General features: G+C 51.8%; 16 protein-coding genes. 11 read left to right on the plus strand and 5 right to left on the minus strand.

The features are described 5' to 3' along the window. Window positions 1–148 precede the first annotated feature (148 nt). Entirely contained in the window at window positions 149–1,705 is a 1,557-nt protein-coding gene (locus L4D19_RS12155) for an AbgT family transporter (protein WP_160654453.1), read from the plus strand. Between the two features lie 74 nt (window positions 1,706–1,779). On the opposite strand, the gene fghA is transcribed toward L4D19_RS12155, so the two are convergent. Next, window positions 1,780–2,625, minus strand: coding sequence for an S-formylglutathione hydrolase (gene fghA / locus L4D19_RS12160; RefSeq protein WP_428452697.1), 846 nt, complete (start codon window positions 2,623–2,625; stop codon window positions 1,780–1,782). Window positions 2,626–2,712: 87 nt separating this feature from the next. After that, window positions 2,713–3,843, minus strand: a complete 1,131-nt coding sequence (locus L4D19_RS12165; RefSeq protein WP_160654459.1) for an S-(hydroxymethyl)glutathione dehydrogenase/class III alcohol dehydrogenase — start codon at window positions 3,841–3,843, stop codon at window positions 2,713–2,715. Between the two features lie 401 nt (window positions 3,844–4,244). On the opposite strand from L4D19_RS12165, the gene tadA reads away from it, so the two are divergent. After that, entirely contained in the window at window positions 4,245–4,736 is a 492-nt protein-coding gene (gene tadA / locus L4D19_RS12170) for a tRNA adenosine(34) deaminase TadA (protein ID WP_428452878.1), read from the plus strand. 90 nt (window positions 4,737–4,826) lie between these two features. Here tadA and L4D19_RS12175 read toward each other — a convergent pair whose 3' ends face one another. Further along, a complete protein-coding gene (locus tag L4D19_RS12175) occupies window positions 4,827–4,979 on the minus strand; it encodes a hypothetical protein (RefSeq protein ID WP_428452698.1) in 153 nt (50 codons plus the stop codon). A 226-nt stretch (window positions 4,980–5,205) separates the two neighbouring features. Then, on the minus strand, window positions 5,206–6,747 hold the full coding sequence (gene mltF / locus L4D19_RS12180) for a membrane-bound lytic murein transglycosylase MltF (RefSeq protein WP_428452699.1): 1,542 nt from the start codon (window positions 6,745–6,747) through the stop codon (window positions 5,206–5,208). A 409-nt stretch (window positions 6,748–7,156) separates the two neighbouring features. Here mltF and purL point away from each other — a divergent pair, with 409 nt between their 5' ends. The 4 genes from purL (at window position 7,157) to glnB (ending at window position 12,982) form a co-directional block, all read left to right on the plus strand. Next, window positions 7,157–11,062, plus strand: a complete 3,906-nt coding sequence (gene purL / locus L4D19_RS12185) for a phosphoribosylformylglycinamidine synthase (RefSeq protein ID WP_428452700.1) — start codon at window positions 7,157–7,159, stop codon at window positions 11,060–11,062. Window positions 11,063–11,261: 199 nt separating this feature from the next. After that, entirely contained in the window at window positions 11,262–11,939 is a 678-nt protein-coding gene (locus L4D19_RS12190; protein WP_428452701.1) for an HAD family hydrolase, read from the plus strand. A gap of 182 nt (window positions 11,940–12,121) precedes the next feature. Beyond that, the gene (locus L4D19_RS12195; protein ID WP_428452702.1) at window positions 12,122–12,529 is read left to right on the plus strand and encodes a hypothetical protein; all 408 of its coding nucleotides are present in this window, start codon (window positions 12,122–12,124) and stop codon (window positions 12,527–12,529) included. A 114-nt stretch (window positions 12,530–12,643) separates the two neighbouring features. After that, entirely contained in the window at window positions 12,644–12,982 is a 339-nt protein-coding gene (gene glnB / locus L4D19_RS12200; RefSeq protein ID WP_075763695.1) for a nitrogen regulatory protein P-II, read from the plus strand. An 83-nt stretch (window positions 12,983–13,065) separates the two neighbouring features. Here glnB and L4D19_RS12205 read toward each other — a convergent pair whose 3' ends face one another. After that, on the minus strand, window positions 13,066–13,683 hold the full coding sequence (locus L4D19_RS12205) for a YitT family protein (protein ID WP_428452703.1): 618 nt from the start codon (window positions 13,681–13,683) through the stop codon (window positions 13,066–13,068). A 453-nt stretch (window positions 13,684–14,136) separates the two neighbouring features. Between L4D19_RS12205 and glyA the strand changes: the two genes are divergently transcribed. The 5 genes from glyA to ribBA all read left to right on the plus strand — a co-directional run bounded on the left by glyA (window position 14,137) and on the right by ribBA (window position 19,125). Further along, window positions 14,137–15,387, plus strand: a complete 1,251-nt coding sequence (gene glyA, locus L4D19_RS12210) for a serine hydroxymethyltransferase (protein ID WP_075763699.1) — start codon at window positions 14,137–14,139, stop codon at window positions 15,385–15,387. Window positions 15,388–15,685: 298 nt separating this feature from the next. Next, complete coding sequence (gene nrdR, locus L4D19_RS12215; RefSeq protein WP_428452704.1) at window positions 15,686–16,135, plus strand: transcriptional regulator NrdR; 450 nt, start codon at window positions 15,686–15,688, stop codon at window positions 16,133–16,135. A gap of 56 nt (window positions 16,136–16,191) precedes the next feature. Next, window positions 16,192–17,316: a bifunctional diaminohydroxyphosphoribosylaminopyrimidine deaminase/5-amino-6-(5-phosphoribosylamino)uracil reductase RibD gene (ribD, locus tag L4D19_RS12220; RefSeq protein ID WP_428452705.1), complete on the plus strand. Its 1,125-nt coding sequence runs from the start codon at window positions 16,192–16,194 to the stop codon at window positions 17,314–17,316. Window positions 17,317–17,341: 25 nt separating this feature from the next. Beyond that, window positions 17,342–17,998 (plus strand): riboflavin synthase, encoded by a 657-nt coding sequence (locus L4D19_RS12225; protein WP_239410257.1) that lies wholly within the window; start codon window positions 17,342–17,344, stop codon window positions 17,996–17,998. A gap of 23 nt (window positions 17,999–18,021) precedes the next feature. Beyond that, window positions 18,022–19,125, plus strand: coding sequence for a bifunctional 3,4-dihydroxy-2-butanone-4-phosphate synthase/GTP cyclohydrolase II (gene ribBA, locus L4D19_RS12230; protein ID WP_428452706.1), 1,104 nt, complete (start codon window positions 18,022–18,024; stop codon window positions 19,123–19,125). The last annotated feature ends 13 nt before the right edge of the window (window positions 19,126–19,138 follow it).

Genomic DNA, 19,138 nt, shown 5'->3' on the forward strand with positions numbered 1-19,138 from the left:
TTTCCTTATTCTCTGAAATTTAAGTTTTTGGTGGTTTATTAATCTTGCTTGTTGCCTTTTTGTGAGTTTTACGTGTTGCGAGTGATTTGTTACTTTCACCATCCAAACACAACATATAACTCAATCGAAGTAGTAAGGAAGTACGATTATGAGTGAGACCATTACACCGCCTCCCGCCCAAAAGGGAGTGATCGCGTTTATCGAGCGTGCAGGAAAGAAAATTCCTGATCCCGTTATAATTTTCATGTTCCTGTTTACCTTTTCGCTGTTGCTGACCGGGCTAATTGGCGGTTTGCAGTTTGAGACCACCGGGGCTGATGGTGGCGCTGTTACCCATACCATCAAAAACATGATGGCGACTGAAAGTGTGCGCTGGATGTTCGACAATGCGCTGCTGACCAACTGGCTGTCATTTGGCGGTGGTGTGCTGGGGGTGATCCTGATTGTGATGCTGGGTGTCGGTATTGCTGAAAACTCTGGTCTGCTGTCGGCGGTGATCAAGAAAGTCGGCTTACGTATCAATGATCGCTGGCTGCCGTTGATGGTGGTTTTTCTGGGCATCATGAGCTCAATTGCCACGGATGCCGGCTACCTTATTCTTATTCCGTTGGCTGGCCTGCTGTATGCTGGTTTAGGTAAAAACCCGCTGATTGGTATGGCTGCGGCATTTGCCGGGGTTTCTGCCGGCTTCTCTGCCAACCTGATCCCGGCCACACCGGTTGACGTCATTTTGGGGGCGAACGCCCGTATTTTTGCCGAATCTCAGGGTATCCCGTTTGAAACGGCAAGCGGTGAGGCCATTAACCCGGCAACCATGCATTACTTCTTTATCTTTATCTCAACCTTCATTCTGGCAGGACTGGGTGCCTGGGTGACCACCCGTTTCGTGGCACCGCGCCTTGAGAAGATGTCCTATGAGCTGCCGGAAGATCTGAACCTGAACGATTTTCAGGTATCGGATGCCGACAATAAAGGTCTGCGCGCTGCTGGTATCGGCCTGGTGCTGGCTCTGTTGGCAGTTGCTGGCTTGGCGATGGGGCCGCTGGCTACGTACACCAATGAGGCTGGCCGTGAAGTAACGCCATTCCTTGATAACGTTATCTTGCTGATTGCGATGGTATTTGCCGTTGTGGGGATTTTCTTCGGTGTCGCAACCGGGAAGTTTAAGTCTTTGCAGGACGTGGTCAAGGCGATGGTGAAGCAGATGAACACCATGGGCTACATTCTGGTGCTGACATTCTTCTGTTATAACTTTCTGGCGTTACTAGGTTTTTCTGGGCTGGGTACGTATGTCACCTACCTTGGTGCCTCTTTCCTCGGTTCGCTGGGATTGCAGGATTATCCCATTTTGCTGATCATTGGTTTTATCATGACAACAGCGGTGATCAACCTGTTTGTCGGTGGCCTGACATCCAAATGGATGCTGCTGGGACCGATTTTTGTTCCTATGCTATATCAGGTTAACCCGAACATGACGCCGGATCTGGTGACTGCTGCCTACCGTATCGCGGACTCATCAACCAATATCATCACCCCGATGATGACCTATGCAGGTGTTATTCTGGCATTTATGCGTAAGTACAAGCCTGAGCTGAGTTTTGGTGATGTGATTGCGATGATGGTGCCGTACTCACTGACGTTCCTGAGCGTGTGGACGGCGGTTCTGGTTGGCTTCTTTGCGTTCAACATTCCGCTAGGTTTCTGATCTTACTATTGAAGCTCTAAATACACATCAAGCCCGGCAACTGCCGGGCTTGTTCGTTCTGCCTGTTTCGCGGGTTACGCTTCGAAGTGTCTGGCATGAAAGCGAAGATGCTCTTCGATAAAGCTGGCAATGAAATAGTAGCTATGGTCATAGCCTTCCTGCATCCGTAACTCGAGCGGATAGCCGCTGTGCTTGGCGGCAACCTGCAACATTTCGGGTTTTAGCTGTTCGGTCAGGAAGTCATCTTTGCTGCCCTGATCAACCAGGGCCGGAACCTGTTTGGTTGCCTGTTTCATCAGCTCGCTGCTGTCATAGTGTTTCCAGTCTTCCTGATTGGTTCCCAGGTAGCCGGTAAAGGCTTTTTTGCCCCATGGGCAGTTAACCGGGTTGGTGATCGGACTGAAAGCCGAGACCGAAGTAAAACGCTCGGGGTTGCGCAGGGCAATCATCAGGGCGCCATGTCCGCCCATCGAGTGGCCGCTTATCGCCCGTTGCTGGCTGACCTGGAAGTTATTCTCGACAAGTTCTGGCAGCTCTGTGACCACATAGTCATACATACGATAGTGGCGGTTCCACGGCGCTTGGGTGGCATTGATATAGAAACCGGCACCTAAACCGAAGTCGTAGCTGCCGTCCGGATCATCGCTGACGCCTTCACCACGCGGGCTGGTGTCAGGGGCGACAATGGCGATACCGAGCTCGGCTGCCATGCGCTGGGCCCCGGCTTTCTGCATGAAGTTTTCGTCGCTGCAGGTGAGGCCGGATAACCAGTAGAGGACCGGCACCTTGACGCCTTTGGCTGCCTGGGGCGGCAGATAAATCGCAAAGCGCATATTGCAGTTCAGGGTGGCTGAGTGGTGGCTGTATTGTTTATGCCAGCCGCCGAAACTTTTGTTGGCACTGATATTTTCTAAAGTCATAAGATGGCTTGTCTCTGATATGTCAAAAAGCGCTGCCGGAGCAGCGCTGATTTATCTTTACGCCGATAGGCTCTACAGGCGATTGGACTATTTGTCGAAGTGGATAACGCTGCGAATACTCTTGCCTTCGTGCATAAGGTCAAACGCGTGGTTAAGATCTTCCAGCCCCATGGTATGGGTGATGAAGTCATCCAGTGCGAACTCGCCTGCCATGTAACGTTCAACAATCTCAGGCAGTTCAGAGCGGCCTTTCACACCACCGAAGGCAGAACCGCGCCATACTCGACCGGTAACCAGCTGGAACGGACGGGTAGAGATTTCCTGACCTGCACCGGCCACACCGATGATCACGGACTCGCCCCAGCCCTTATGGCAGCACTCAAGTGCAGAGCGCATGACGTTGACGTTACCGATACATTCGAAAGAGTAGTCGACGCCGCCATCGGTCATATCGACAATCACTTCCTGAATTGGTTTGTCGTAGTCATTCGGGTTGATGCAGTCTGTTGCGCCCAGCTTCTTGGCCAGCTCGTATTTGCTTTCATTGATATCGACACCAATGATGCGGCTTGCGCCGGCCATGGTCGCGCCAATGATGGCTGACAGGCCGATACCGCCAAGACCGAAGATAGCAACCGTATCACCTTTCTCAACTTTGGCTGTGTTAAGCACGGCCCCCATACCGGTTGTGACCCCACAGCCCAGCAGACAAACTTCTTCTAGAGGCGCGTCTTTGTTGACTTTGGCCAGTGAAATCTCCGGCAGTACTGTGTACTCAGAGAATGTTGAGCAGCCCATGTAATGGAAGATCGGCTTACCGTCTTTATAGAAGCGGGTAGTGCCGTCAGGCATCAGGCCTTTGCCCTGCGTTTCGCGTACTGCCTGGCACAGGTTGGTTTTGCCAGACTTACAGAACTTACACTCGCCACACTCAGCGGTGTAGAGTGGAATGACATGATCGCCGACCTGGACACTGGTTACGCCTTCGCCGACCTGCTCAACAATACCGCCGCCTTCATGGCCGAGAATAGACGGGAAGATACCTTCAGGATCTTCGCCAGAAAGTGTGAAGGCATCGGTATGGCAAACACCGGTTGCGACGATGCGGACAAGCACTTCTCCTGCTCTTGGTAGCATGACATCGACTTCTTCGATTGACAGTGGCTGATTAGGGCCCCAGGCAACAGCAGCTTTGGATTTGATAAATTGATCAGACATTCTGCACTCTCTTCTCTAAGGATTTAGGTATCTACAGAGCTCCGTCTTATCGCGCTTTGTCCGGTTGAACGAACCAAAATATCGCGGGCGGTATCAATACACTGTAGAAAAGAAATTCGCTATCGACGATAGTGATTGCCATCTAACGTCGCTTGTTGTGATGGCGAGTATTATATTTGTTTCGAAATTAATGATAATTACCCTGTTGAGTAAATTACTTTTACCAAGTGGTAATAATGTTTTTTAAAGAGAGCAGGCAAGGTGTTGATATTTCTGATGGCGTTAACTCATCGTACGCCGATGGTTGGAGCCAGCTGTGCTTGGCATTATAATGCGCCTCCTGATACTGAAAGTATGATTTGAGAGACCCTGTGACCGATCAGAGCCAAGACGAACTGTTTATGCGCCGCGCCATTGAACTGGCGGCTAAAGCCGAGGAAGAGGGTGAGGTGCCTGTCGGGGCGGTCGTAGTGTATGACGGCCAGGTGATCGGCGAGGGCTGGAACCGCTCCATCGGCCAGCATGATGCAACGGCCCATGCGGAAATTATGGCACTTCGCCAGGCTGGCAAAGTGATCCAGAATTACCGTCTGCTAGATGCTACCTTGTATGTGACGCTGGAACCCTGTCCGATGTGTGCCGGTGCGATGGTGCACAGCCGGGTGGGCAAGGTGATCTACGGGGCCTGTGATTTAAAAACCGGAGCGGCCGGCAGCGTGATGAATCTGCTGAGCTATGATCAGGTAAATCACCATGTGGCCTGCGAATCAGGTTTACTGGCTGACGAGTGCCGGGCCCAGTTACAGGCTTTCTTCAAGCGTCGCCGTGCAGAGAAAAAAGCGGAAAAGAAGGCTAGCCAAGCAGCACTTAACGAACATCCTGCCAAGGCCTAACGATAACTACTGCCTATAATCACGACAAAGCCCGGCGATGCCGGGCTTTGTCGTTTAGCTGTGGAGTAATGAAGTGAAACCAGCCTGCAGTTAGCTGACAATGCTGGCTGCAACCACATAGCTGCGCTGGCGCCAGAGGATCTTTTTGCGCATATTGGCATTCAAGCGTTTACGCCGGGTTGCGATCGAGGTCATTCGCTGTTTTAGGCTTTTTACGGCCTTTTTTTGTCTGGAAAATCGCATCGGTTCTTCCCATAAAGCAATGGCATTAGCTGCCGGATATAGTAGGGGATAGGCTTTTTAGGCGAGCCTGATTCATGGTTCGATTGTCACCTAAATAGCGAGGATTATGAATGATCAACATCGCAGATTTGCACTTACTCTTGCATCAAGAGACGCTATACGTGTGACTCATTATCCGATAAACAAAGCCCTACCGAAGTAGGGCTGTTGTGGAAGCAAGGGAGGGTTAGTTGTTGGTCGTTTTGGTCGGTTTGGCTTTATCTACAATGTCGGCTTCCGCGTTGGTTCCTGCCTCCTGAGGGGCGACCTCAGGTGTTTTTGGCGGGGTGATGGTGTGGAGATCATCGATCACCGCAATGTCCTGCTGCTGTGATTGCTGATTATGTGCCTGCTCGTAGCCGATAATACTTTGATAGTAACGACGAATATTCTCGACATAGTTGAGCGCTTCATCACCGCGGGCATAGCCGTAGCGTGTTTGGGTGTAATATTTACGCTGGCGTAGCAACGGCAGGCGTTGTTTTACATCGCTCCAGGCATCCGGGTTGCCGCCTTGTGTTTTGGTCAGGCGCCGGGCATCCATCAGGTGGCCGAAACCAACATTGTAGGAGGCCAGGGCAAACCAGACTTTTTCATGCTCGGCGATGCTGTCCGGGATCCGGTTGATCATCTTCCGCAGGTATTCGGTCCCCCCGCGGATACTCTGCTCGGGATCCAGACGATTGTTCACCCCGACAGACTTCGCGGTCGGCAGGGTGAGCATCATCATACCGCGGACACCGGTTGGAGAAACGGCTTTGGGGTTCCAGTGCGACTCCTGGTAGGACAGGGCAGCAATCAGACGCCAGTCAAATTCTTCGGCATATTTTTTGAAAAGTGATTCCCAGCGCGGCAGTTTTTTCTCGATGGCGCGCAGGAAGGCACGGGTGTCGACATAGTCAAAGGTAGCAACATGGCCGAAATACTTTTCCTCCAGCTTGGCCAGTTCGCCGTTTTGCTGCATGTCGCCGAAGAATTCGATGAGCAGCGCATACAGGCTGTCATCTGTGGTTTTGTTGACAAACCAGGCGATAGGCTCGTCCTCGGTCAGTTCCAGGGCAGTGGCGATGTCTGGATGAATGCGCTGGCTGAGGGCAACATCGACCGAATCGGCAATGGTGTAGTCCAGCTCGCCTTTGGCAACCATCCGCAGCAGGTCGTCGCTGTCGGTTTCCTCAACGGCTTGCCATTTCAGATCCGGGTAGAGCACTTTCAGCGTATTGAGGCTTTTCTCATGGCTGGAGCCTTTAACGACAGTTAGCGAGCCTTTGTTCTGCGAAAGATCCTCGGTATCACGAGGGCGCCACTGACCTTTTTTGTAGACCACAATCTGGCTGGCGTAGTAATAGGCCGGTGCGGCCCGGAAACTTTCCAGCCGATCATCGGTCATGGTCAGCCCGGCTGCGATGATATCCACATCACCTCGTTCAAGGGAGGGAAAGAGACCGGCCAGGGTAAACATCGGCTGCATTTCCAGTTTTACCCCCAGCTTGTCGGCAAATCGCTGGGCAAGCTCGTAATCCAGCCCGGTCGGGCCGTCGGCACCGATAAAATAAGCTAGCTGGTTGTTCAGGGTACCGACACGTAATACGCCGCTCTCGCGGATCTTCTCCAGATCACTACGCGCAGGAGGTTCTAGCCATTTGCATCCGCTAAGCAGTAACAGGCTCAGCATGATAGCAATCGCGTATCGGGGGGAAGGGATTAATCGAATATTGTTCAACAACATGTGCTCATCATTATAATTAGGTGTTCTTTATACCAAAGCTCGTCATATCAGCAAAGTCGCTCAGTAGCCCACTGTGAGGAATTTTCCGTTTTGAAATACAACTAAGTGTATCTGCTCGATGCTGGTTTTGCGTTGCTATCTTGGAAAGTATCGCCCTCCCGGCGACTTCCTTGAGTAAAAGTTGGCTTTCTTCCTCTTGATTTACACTTGAATGAAAAAAAAACACGCAAACGGTTGCGTCAGGTGTTACGTCACAAAAAAAATTCCCTTATACTACGCTCCATCGTGAGTTACTCGCCTCGGGTCAATTTGGTGAAAAAGGTGGCATTGACGTAATTAGCCCAGTAATTGAGCTGGGTGTTAGGCCAATATCACCTTCATTCAACTGCTAATCGAGAGACGTACGCACATGGAAATTTTGCGTGGTTCACCCGCACTGTCTGAGTTTCGCGTTAACAAGCTATTAGAGCGTTGCCGCGAGTTAGATCTGCCTGTGTCAGGCATTTACGCTGAGTTTATGCATTTCGCTGATGTATCTGCTCCCCTGAATGCTGATGAGCAAAGCAAGCTGGAAAGCCTGCTAACCTACGGTCCAACGATTGCAGAGCACGAGCCGACAGGTACCTTGCTACTGGTTACCCCTCGTCCTGGAACTATCTCTCCATGGTCTTCAAAATCAACGGATATTGCCCATAACTGTGCCCTGGCGACGATTAAGCGTCTGGAGCGTGGTACGGCTTATTATGTTGAAACAACCACGGCTCTGACCGAGACTCAGCTTGCCGAGCTTAAGGGCCTGATCCACGACCGTATGATGGAAGTGGTTTTCACCGAGATGGAAGCGGCCAGTGCGCTATTCAAGCAGGCTGAGCCTGCGCCGGTACAAAGTGTCGATATCCTAGCTGGTGGCCGCAAGGCACTCGAAGAGGCCAATGTTAGCCTTGGTCTGGCACTGGCCGAGGATGAGATTGATTATCTGGTTGAGAACTTCACCAAACTGGGCCGCAACCCGAATGACATCGAACTAATGATGTTTGCCCAGGCCAACTCGGAGCACTGCCGCCATAAAATCTTTAATGCTGACTGGACGATCGACGGTGTTGATCAGGAAAAGTCACTGTTCAAGATGATCAAGAACACCTACGAGCAGAACCACGACTATGTGCTGTCTGCCTATAAAGACAATGCTGCGGTGATGGAAGGCTCCCATGTCGGCCGTTTCTTCCCGAACCCGGACTCGCGTCAATATAATTACCATCAGGAAGCGGCACATATCCTGATGAAAGTGGAAACCCACAACCACCCAACGGCGATTTCGCCTTGGCCGGGAGCCTCAACCGGGTCCGGCGGTGAAATCCGTGACGAAGGCGCAACCGGTATTGGTGGCAAGCCAAAAGCAGGCCTGGTCGGCTTTACCGTCTCTAACCTTCGTGTTCCAGGTTTCGAGCAGCCATGGGAGACGGATTTTGGCAAACCGGGCCGAATCGTCAATGCCTTGGATATCATGCTGGAAGGCCCGTTGGGCGGCGCGGCATTCAACAATGAGTTCGGTCGTCCGAACCTGCTGGGCTACTTCCGTACCTATGAAGAGAAGGTGGACTCGCACAATGGCGAGGAGATCCGTGGTTACCATAAGCCGATCATGATTGCCGGTGGTATGGGTAATATCCGCGACGAACATGTGCAGAAGAAAGAAATCCCGGTAGGGGCCAAGCTCATTGTGCTGGGCGGCCCGGCGATGAATATCGGCCTCGGTGGCGGGGCGGCATCATCGATGGCATCAGGTCAGTCGGCAGAAGATCTGGATTTTGCCTCGGTGCAGCGTGAGAACCCGGAAATGGAGCGCCGTTGTCAGGAAGTGATCGATCGCTGCTGGCAGATGGGCGAAGCCAACCCGATTGCCTTTATTCACGATGTGGGTGCCGGCGGCATCTCCAATGCCTTGCCGGAGCTGGTGGATGATGGCGAGCGCGGCGGCAAATTCCAGCTGCGTGATGTACCAAATGATGAGCCGGGCATGAGTCCGCTGGAGATCTGGTGTAACGAGTCACAAGAGCGTTATGTGATGGCCGTTGCGCCCGAGAATATGGCTGTGTTTGATGCCATTTGTCAGCGTGAGCGTGCACCTTATGCCGTGGTGGGTGAAGCGACCGAAGAGCGTCATCTGACACTCGAAGATAGTCATTTCGACAATACGCCTATCGATATGCCGATGGATATTTTGCTCGGCAAGCCGCCGAAAATGCATCGTGATGTGAAAACCCAGAAAGCGCAAGGCCAAGCCATTGACCGCGCTGGGATCGAGCTAGAAGACGCGACTCACCGTGTTCTGCGTCTGCCGGCAGTTGCCGAGAAAACGTTCCTGATCACCATCGGTGACCGCACGGTAACCGGCTTGGTGGCTCGCGATCAGATGGTGGGTCCTTGGCAGGTGCCGGTAGCAAACTGTGCCGTTACGGCTGCCAGCTACGACACTTACCATGGCGAGGCGATGTCGATGGGTGAGCGCACCCCTGTCGCGCTTCTTGACTTCGGTGCGTCGGCTCGACTGGCTGTCGGTGAGGCGATCACCAATATTGCCAGTGCGGATATCGGTGACATGAAGCGGATTAACCTGTCGGCCAACTGGATGTCGCCTGCCGGTCACCCGGGAGAAGATGCGGGTCTATACGAAGCCGTTAAAGCTGTGGGTGAAGAGTTGTGTCCGGCCCTTGGTTTGACCATTCCTGTCGGCAAAGATTCGATGTCGATGAAGACCAAGTGGGAAGAGAACGGCGAACAGAAAGAAGTGACTTCGCCGCTGTCTCTGATCATTACCGCCTTCGGCCGGGTTGAAGATGTCCGCAAAACCGTAACGCCTCAGCTGCGCACCGATAAAGGTGAATCGACACTCCTGTTGGTTGATTTGGGTTGTGGCAAGAATCGCCTGGGCGCGACGGCGCTGGCGCAGGTTTACAAGCAGCTGGGCGACAAACCGGCTGATGTCGATAGCCCTGAACTGCTGAAAGGCTTCTTTACTGCCGTACAGGCTTTGGTCCGTGATGAAAAAGTGTTGGCCTATCATGACCGTGGTGATGGTGGTTTGTACGTGACGCTGGCCGAGATGGCATTTGCCGGCCACACCGGTATTGAAGTTGACATCAATACAACCGATGCCGACGAGTGCGACGATGTGCTTGCTGCGCTGTTTAACGAAGAGCTAGGTGCTGTGCTTCAGGTCCGTACCGATGATCTTGACGACGTACAGTCTGTACTGGCGGCCAATGGCCTTGAGGCCTGCAGCCATGTGATTGGTACTGTGGTTGACGAAGATGTTGTCCGTATCTGGAACGGCAATGATCGTGTCCTGGAGCAAAGCCGTACTGAACTGCGTACGATCTGGGCTGAAACGACCTACCAGATGCAGGCGATGCGTGACAATCCGGCTGGCGCCCTGCAAGAGTTCGACGCCAAGAAGGACAGCCAGGATCCAGGCCTGTCGACCAAGCTGAGCTTCGATATCAATGAAGATGTGGCTGCTCCGTTTATCTCGACAGGTGCTAAGCCGCAGATGGCTATTCTGCGTGAGCAGGGGGTGAACTCTCATGTTGAAATGGCGGCGGCATTTGACCGCGCTGGCTTTGATGCCAAGGATGTCCACATGAGCGATATCCTGTCGGGCAATGTTAAACTGGACGGTTTCAATGGCTTGGTTGCCTGCGGCGGCTTCTCCTACGGTGACGTTCTGGGTGCCGGTGAAGGTTGGGCGAAGTCTGTGCTGTTCAACAACATGGCCCGTGAGCAGTTCGAGCGCTTCTTCCATCGCAATGACACCTTCGCTCTTGGTGTCTGTAACGGCTGTCAGATGATGTCGAATTTGCGTGACTTGATCCCGGGCGCCGACTTGTGGCCTCGTTTTGTCCGCAATGAGTCAGAACGCTTCGAAGCCCGCTTTAGCCTGGTGGAAGTCCAGCAGAGTGATTCTCTGTTCTTCAATGGCATGGCTGGCTCTCGGATGCCGATTGCAGTCTCTCACGGTGAAGGCCGAGTCGAAGTGCGAAATGGCGAACACCTGAACGCAATTGAGCAATCAGGCACTGTGGCGCTGCGTTATCTGGACAACTATGGCAACGTGACCCAGAACTACCCGGCGAACCCGAACGGTTCCCCGAACGGGATCACGGGCCTGACGACTCAGGATGGCCGCGTTACGATCATGATGCCGCACCCTGAGCGTGTATTCCGTACCGTAGCAAACTCCTGGCACCCGGATGACTGGAACGAGAACAGCCCGTGGATGCGTATGTTCCGTAATGCCCGCGTCAATATCGGCTAACCGCTGGCTAATCCCTGCGAGAACTGAAAACCGCTCTTCGGAGCGGTTTTTTATTTTCTGGTGTTTAATGGCAGAGGTTGATTAAACATTAGGCATGTCAGTAGCAAAGTTTGTACTGCCTAACCTTTTTCGCTGAATTTACTCGCCTTTGTGGATAAAGTGTGATTAAGCTGAGGGTAGGGTGTTCACAGGAGGGGGTATGATTTTTTTTGATCTTGATAATACCTTGCTTGATCACGACGGTGCCGAACAGGATGCAATCCGAAGCTTTGTTGCCCGTTATCGTGCTGATATTGTCCCGTTTCAGGGTAAGCCGGAGGGTATTTGGCGTGAGATCACCGATCGGCACCGGGCCCGCTGGCGTGCCGGGGAGCTGACGTTTGAAGGACAGCGACGGGCCAGGATCAGCGAGTTGTTTGAGCGGCCGTTGACGGTGGCGGAAGCGGATCAGCTGTTTGCCGAGTTTTACGCAATTTATCGCCAGCATTGGCGGCTGTTTCCTGACGTCAAACCGGCACTGGAGCAGCTGCGCGAGCTATCTCCCCTGGCCGTGATCTCAAATGGCCTGAGCAGGCAGCAGCAAACCAAGCTTGTCGAGACCGGTATTGCCGATTACTTTAGTTTTATTATGACCTCTGAACAGGCCGGTGCAGCCAAGCCCGATCCGCGTATCTTTCAGGCGGCGCTTAAGTTTGCCGACAAGAGTGCCGATGAATGCTGGTATATCGGCAATCACCCGTTGAATGATGCACAGGCGGCTCAGGAAGTGGGCATGAAAACAGTCTGGCTTAATCGCCGCGGGCTGAGGGAAAATGTCCATACCCGCGTAGTGCGTTCTATGGCCGGATTTGTGGATCTGGTCAAAATACAACACTGACAAAGTTGACAGTTACTGAACTTTTCGGGCAAGGAATGTCTAAAAAAACAGTAGTCAAAATAATACTCAAGTGCCTGGAAAGCAGTTGTTCGGGTTGAGCTAAACATCAATACCACATAAACTATGCGGCTATTGTGAACAGGTGGCTCCTGGTACTACAACATCATGGAAGAGAGAAGGGAATGGAAGACCCTAAAAGCAATGGAAGAGTAAGTGCCGCCCAGGGGCTGGCTGCACTCGTGATTATCTGTTTGCTCCGCTACTTTGATACCTTTGCGGTTATCTTCAGTATCAAGCAAGTAGGCATAGTGCCAAGTATCATCGCTACGCTGGTGCTGCTCTCCGGCCTGTTCGCCATAGCGGGCTTGCTGCGTGGCTATAAGTGGGGCTTTATCCCGCTGTATTTCTTTATTCCGGCAGCCACGATGTTCTTCGGTATTAGCCTGATCCCCTATCTCCCCTTGCTGATAGAACCCGAATACCGTAGTTTGATGGTCATAGCAATAAATAGCAGTGTACTTGTCTATGCCGTTTTCCTGCTGCTCAGAATGATGGACTCCAATGTCATATTGCCCACTGAAAAGCATTGAATCGCATAACTACACATTGAGCTTACTGACTCAGATCTGTGATAATACCTCCAAGATTAATCAGGCAGTTGGTGCGAGCACCAGCGACCTCTGCTCAGCAAAGGACGATGAAAGATGAAAAAAATTGAAGCCGTTATTAAGCCGTTTAAGCTTGATGATGTTCGTGAAGCCCTGGCAGAAGTGGGCATCACAGGGATGACAGTATCGGAAGTGAAAGGTTTCGGCCGCCAGAAGGGTCACACCGAGCTATACCGCGGAGCAGAATACATGGTCGATTTCCTGCCGAAAGTGAAGCTGGAAATCGTAGTAGCAGACGACGTTGCCGAGCAATGCATTGATACCATCATCGAGACCGCGCAGACAGGTAAGATCGGTGACGGTAAAATCTTCATGTTCGATGTTGAGCGCGTGGTGCGTATCCGCACAGGCGAGGAAGACGAAGACGCCATCTAAAATCTCTTCGCACTAATGCAAATTACATTTTGAAAGAAAAAGGCTTGCCATTTGGCAAGCCTTTTTCGTTATCAGTCGACGGGTTAGTTGCAGCTGGTGAGTGCCTGACCGCTATAGCGTCCCGGCTTGTGGTTCATGGCAAGCACCAGGTTCAGCAGGACTGCACCGAGTACAGACAGGGCCAAAACTATTGGACTGACCAGGAAAAAAGACGCAACCAGGATGCAGGTATCAATGCCCATTTGCAGTTTGCCTGCTGACAGACCAAATTTTTCCTGTAAAAACAGCACCAGTACATTGAAGCCGCCAAGACTGGTCTGGTGACGAAACAGGATCAGCATGCCCAGTCCCATAAGCAGGCCGCCGATAGCGGCGCAATAGAGCGGTTCAAGTCGGCTGATCTCAAGGACATGATGAAGGTTATCGGTGATCACTGAGACTAGGCCACCAGAGATGATACTGGTGACAGCAAAGCTCTTACCCATTCGAAACCAGGCCATCAGATAAAATGGTGTATTCAATAGGAAATACAGCTGGCCGAAAGAAAGGTCGACAAACTGGCTAAGGAGGAGTGCCAGTCCTGTTGTGCCGCCTGTTAGTAAGTCAGCCTGCTGGAGAAAGAAAATACCTTGGGAAACGATGAACGTACCGGTCAGGATAGCAATAATGTTTTCTTTCAGTGAATGATGATAACCGCTCAAATGTACACTCCTTATATCAGAAGCGCGCAATAATAAGGGGGAAGCTGGGGAAAACGAAATTGTTGCCGAAAACAGTCAGAACATGGCTGTAAGAAATGTTTTACGCGATCGTAAAATATTAATTTTCATGTTTACTTGTAATATGATGCAATTAGCATGAATTGTAATGGTGATTGATTCATCAAGATGAAAACAATTCATGCAGCCATCGAAAATAAACATGCAGAATGACTAAGAAAAAGTGCCTTGAGGACTATCTGATTTAGATCAAATTCTGTAAGATGGCGAATTATATACAGGTGTAACGAAAACGTTTGCGTCTAGGCGGGGCCTAGGTTTGTGTTTTTCGAATTGCACCGAAGATTTATGATTACCACCAATTCACATAAGGATCTGAATTTTTCAGGTACTTCTGTCAATTTGTATGAGAACAATCTGAGTCAGGAGATACAGATGCTAAAACGCGACATGAATATTGCCGATTATGACGCAGAACTTTTTGCAGCCATTCAGGAAGAAACTGCGCGTCAGGAAGAGCACATCGAGTTAATTGCCTCTGAAAACTACACCAGCCCACGTGTAATGGAAGCGCAAGGTTCTCAGCTGACGAATAAATACGCCGAAGGTTATCCAGGCAAGCGTTATTATGGCGGTTGTGAGTATGTCGACAAAGCTGAGCAGCTCGCCATTGAGCGCGCCTGTCAGCTATTCGGCGCAGAATATGCGAACGTTCAGCCGCACTCTGGCTCACAGGCCAACAACGCGGTTTACATGGCACTGCTGAATGCCGGCGATACGGTATTGGGTATGAGCCTGGCACACGGCGGTCACCTGACTCACGGCTCTCCGGTAAACTTCTCGGGCAAGCTATACAACATTATTCCTTACGGCATTGATGAAAGTGGTCAGATTGACTACGAAGAGATGGAAGCTCTTGCTCTGGAGCACAAGCCGAAGATGATCATTGGTGGCTTCTCTGCCTATTCTCAGGTTGTTGACTGGAAGCGCATGCGTGAAATTGCTGACAAAGTTGGCGCGTACTTCTTTGTTGATATGGCGCACGTTGCCGGCCTGATTGCTGCAGGTGTTTACCCTAACCCTGTTCCTCATGCTCACGTCGTCACTACTACAACGCACAAGACACTGGCTGGCCCTCGCGGTGGCCTGATCCTGTCAAGCGAAGGTGAAGAGCTTTACAAGAAGCTGAACTCAGCGGTATTCCCTGGTGGCCAGGGTGGTCCTCTGATGCACGTGATTGCCGCTAAAGCGGTTGCCTTCAAAGAAGCAATGGAACCTGAGTTCAAAGCCTATCAGGCACGTGTGGTTGAAAATGCCAAAGCGATGGTTGCCGAGTTTACCGAGCGTGGCTACAAGATCGTTTCAGGCGGTACCGAAAACCACTTGTTCCTGGTTGATCTGATTGATAAGGGCATTACAGGTAAAGAGGCCGATGCGGCACTGGGTGAAGCCAACATCACAGTGAACAAGAACAGTGTACCGAATGATCCTCGTAGCCCGTTTGTGACTTCGGGTATCCGTCTGGGTACACCTGCGATCACCCGTCGTGGTTTCTCGGCAGATGAAGCTAAACAGCTTGCTGGCTGGATCTGTGATGTTCTGGACAACATTGACAAGCCAGAAGTGATTGAAGCGACCAAGGCGAAGGTACTGGAGATTTGTAAGCGTCTACCTGTTTACGCTTAATAGCGCCTCACCTCTTTGCTATTTAGTCCAATACCAGCATCGGAAGTGCTCATTTATACTTATAAACTGCGCGCTTCCTTTTTGCTCTTGAACGAAATAGTGTCGAGCTGAAGTACTATATGATTAAGTGGCAGATACGAAATGTAGTTTGAAGCTAGCACTTTGAATCTGATAAAACGGCACCTGCTTAAGGTGCCGTTTTGCTTTGGTAAGCCAGAATAATAAGAAAAACCATTCTTATATTCTCAATAACCGATTGAAATGAGTTACACTGAGTCGACGAATTTTAGGAGGCAAGATGCATTGTCCTTTTTGTGGTGCAAATGACACCAAAGTAATCGATTCCCGTCTGGTTGCAGACGGCCATCAAGTCCGTCGTCGCCGTCAGTGTCTGGCTTGTAATGAGCGCTACACGACGTTTGAAACCGCTGAGTTAGTCATGCCTCGGGTGATTAAGACCAACGGTAACCGTGACCCGTTCAACGAAGAAAAGCTTCGTGGCGGGATCCAGCGTGCGCTGGAAAAACGACCAGTGAGTGCTGATGACATCGAACGTGCCATCAACACTATTAAGTCTCGTCTTCGTGCGACGGGCGAGCGTGAAGTACCGTCAGAGATGATAGGAAACTTGGTAATGGAAGCGCTGAAGGAACTGGATAAGGTTGCCTATATCCGGTTTGCCTCTGTGTACCGTAGTTTTGAAGATATTCGTGAATTTGGCGAAGAAATCGCCAAGTTAGAGAAGTAAGCGGTGTTAGCGGCAGTTACCTGCCGGCTAACGCCTTCAAATGAATGCAAAGCCAGATGTTCTCACCCATAGATCATGCCATGATGCTGCGTGCCATTGAGTTGGCAAAACGTGGTCGTTTTACAACTGCTCCGAACCCCAACGTTGGTTGTGTGATTGCCCACGGCGATAGTATTGTCGGGGAAGGTTACCATTACCAGGCTGGTCAGCCGCATGCCGAAGTGTTTGCGCTGCGTGCCGCGGGCGATAAGGCCCGGGGAGCCACCGCTTATGTCACGCTAGAGCCTTGTTCTCACTATGGACGCACACCGCCTTGTGCCGAAGCGCTTGTTAAGGCCAAGGTATCACGGGTTGTGTGCGCGATGGTTGATCCCAATCCGCAAGTAGCTGGGCGCGGTATCGAGATGCTGCAGGTGGCCGGAATCGAAGTTCAGACTGGTCTGCTTGAAGCAGATGCCCAGGCGCTTAACCCCGGTTTTATCAAGCGGATGAAAACCGGAATGCCGTATGTGCAACTGAAGCTGGCCTCGAGCCTTGATGGCCGTACTGCGCTGTCTAATGGCCAGAGCAAGTGGATCACAGGGGCTGCGGCCCGTGCGGACGTACAGCGCTTTCGTGCCAGGGCCGGTGCGATTCTTTCAACCAGTGCGACCGTATTGGCCGATGACCCTTCGCTGAATATTCGTTGGGACGAGCTGGGTGAGGCGGTACAGCAAGAGTATCCGCAGTCGGCCGTTCGCCAGCCGTGTCGGGTCGTGATTGATAGTCAGAATCGGGTGACACCGGACCATAAGCTTGTACATTTGCCAGGGCGGACTATTTTGGCCCGCCGTGAACAGGGTGACGAAGCATGGCCGGAGTCAGTTGAGCAGTTACTGGTACCGGCAACCGAAGCCGGAGGTCCGCTCGATTTGCCAGCGCTGATGAAGGCACTGTCTGAGCAGGATATCAATCACATCTGGGTTGAGGCCGGTGCCGGACTGGCCGGTGCGCTGCTCTCGGCGGATCTGGTTGATGAGCTAATTATTTACCAGGCACCTAAACTGATGGGAAGCGACAGCCGCGGGCTGGTTGATCTGCAGGGGCTGACGGCAATGTCTCAGGTGCCTGAGCTGGCGATCAGCGATGTTCGGATGGTCGGGCCGGATATCCGGATCACTGCCCGAGTCAAACACGTTTAACGAGCAATTCAAGGAATTTTAATTCATGTTTACTGGCATTATCGAAGCTGTAGGTACGATTACGGCCCTGACGCCGAAAGGTGCGGATATTTCTGTCACGGTCGATGCCGGCAAGCTCGATCTATCCGATGTTAAATTGGGTGACAGTATTGCAACCAACGGGGTATGCCTGACCGTCGTTGAGCTGACCGGTAGCGGTTATGTTGCCGATCTCTCTCTGGAAACTCTCCAGCGTACTGCTTTTGCCAACTACAAGGCCGGACAGAAGGCCAATCTGGAAAAAGCCATGTTGCCGACGACCCGTTTCGGTGGCCATATGGTTTCCGGACATGTTGACGATGTCGCTGAAATTATCGAGCGTACCCATACCGGTCGGGCGATAGAATTCTGGGTCAGGGCGCCTGAGCATCTGGCAAAATATATTTCGGAGAAAGGCTCGGTATCCGTCGATGGTATCAGCCTGACCGTCAACGCGATCCGTGGCAATGAGTTTAAGCTGACAATTGTGCCGCATACTGCGGCGGAAACGACAATGGAATCTTTTAAAGCGGGACGCAAAGTCAACCTGGAGGTTGATGTGATTGCCCGCTACCTAGAGCGTTTGATGCTAGGTGAGAAAGCCGCAGATAAAAAGTCGGAAGTTACCATGGACCTACTGGCAAAAACTGGGTTCTTAGGATAAAGCATTAGGATAAAGGTATTGTTATGGCGTTAAGCAGTGCAAAAGAAATAATCGAAGATATCCGCCTGGGTAAGATGGTTATCCTCATGGATGATGAAGATCGCGAGAATGAAGGCGATCTGATCATGGCATCAGAGAAAATCACGCCTGAAGCGGTGAACTTTATGGCGACCAACGGCCGGGGCCTGATTTGCCTGACCTTGACCCAGACGCGCTGCAAGCAGCTTAACCTGCCGCTGATGGTGCAGGATAATACCGAGCAGTTCAGTACCAATTTTACAGTATCGATTGAGGCGGCCGAGGGAGTGACTACCGGGATCTCTGCGGCAGACCGTGCCCGTACCGTTCAGGCGGCGGTGGCTGAAAATGCCACGGCGGCTGATATTGTCATGCCGGGACACATCTTCCCGCTAATGGCTCAGGAAGGCGGTGTGCTTGCACGCGCCGGCCATACCGAAGCCGGTTGTGATGTTGCCCGCCTGGCGGGTCTGGAGCCATCCAGCGTTATTGTCGAGATCCTCAATGAAGACGGCACTATGGCTCGTCGTCCTGACTTGGAAGTGTTCGCCGAAAAACACGGTCTGAAACTGGGTACCATTGCCGATCTTATCGAATACCGTAACAACAACGAAACGACGATTGAACGCGTGGCGGAATGCCGACTGCCGACAGAGTTTGGCGAGTTCGACATGATCACCTATCGCGATACGATCGACAATGAAGTTCATTATGCACTGCGCAAGGGTGATGTGGCACCCGAGTCATCGACATTGGTTCGTGTTCACCTGCAAGATACGTTCAAAGATATTCTTCACTCGGGCGCGTCGCAGTGGACCCTGCCAGCAGCCATGAAGCGTATTGCTGACGAGGGCGGTGTGCTGGTGGTACTGAGCAAGCACGAGCCGCAAGAAGCGGTGATCACCAAGCTAAAACATTTGGCAGCGCAGGAAGAAGGCAAACCGGTGGTGAAGCTGAATCCGAAAGATCAGTCTCGTCAGGTAGGTGTAGGCTCTCAGATCCTATCCGACCTGGGGGTGTCGAAAATGCGGCTGCTGTCGTCTTCGACCCAGCGTTACCATTCGCTGTCAGGCTTTGGCCTGGAAGTCGTTGAGTATATCTGCGAGTAAATCAGTAAGCAGG

Origin of the sequence: Photobacterium kasasachensis (assembly GCF_050336885.1) — a bacterium.
GTDB lineage: Bacteria > Pseudomonadota > Gammaproteobacteria > Enterobacterales > Vibrionaceae > Photobacterium > Photobacterium kasasachensis.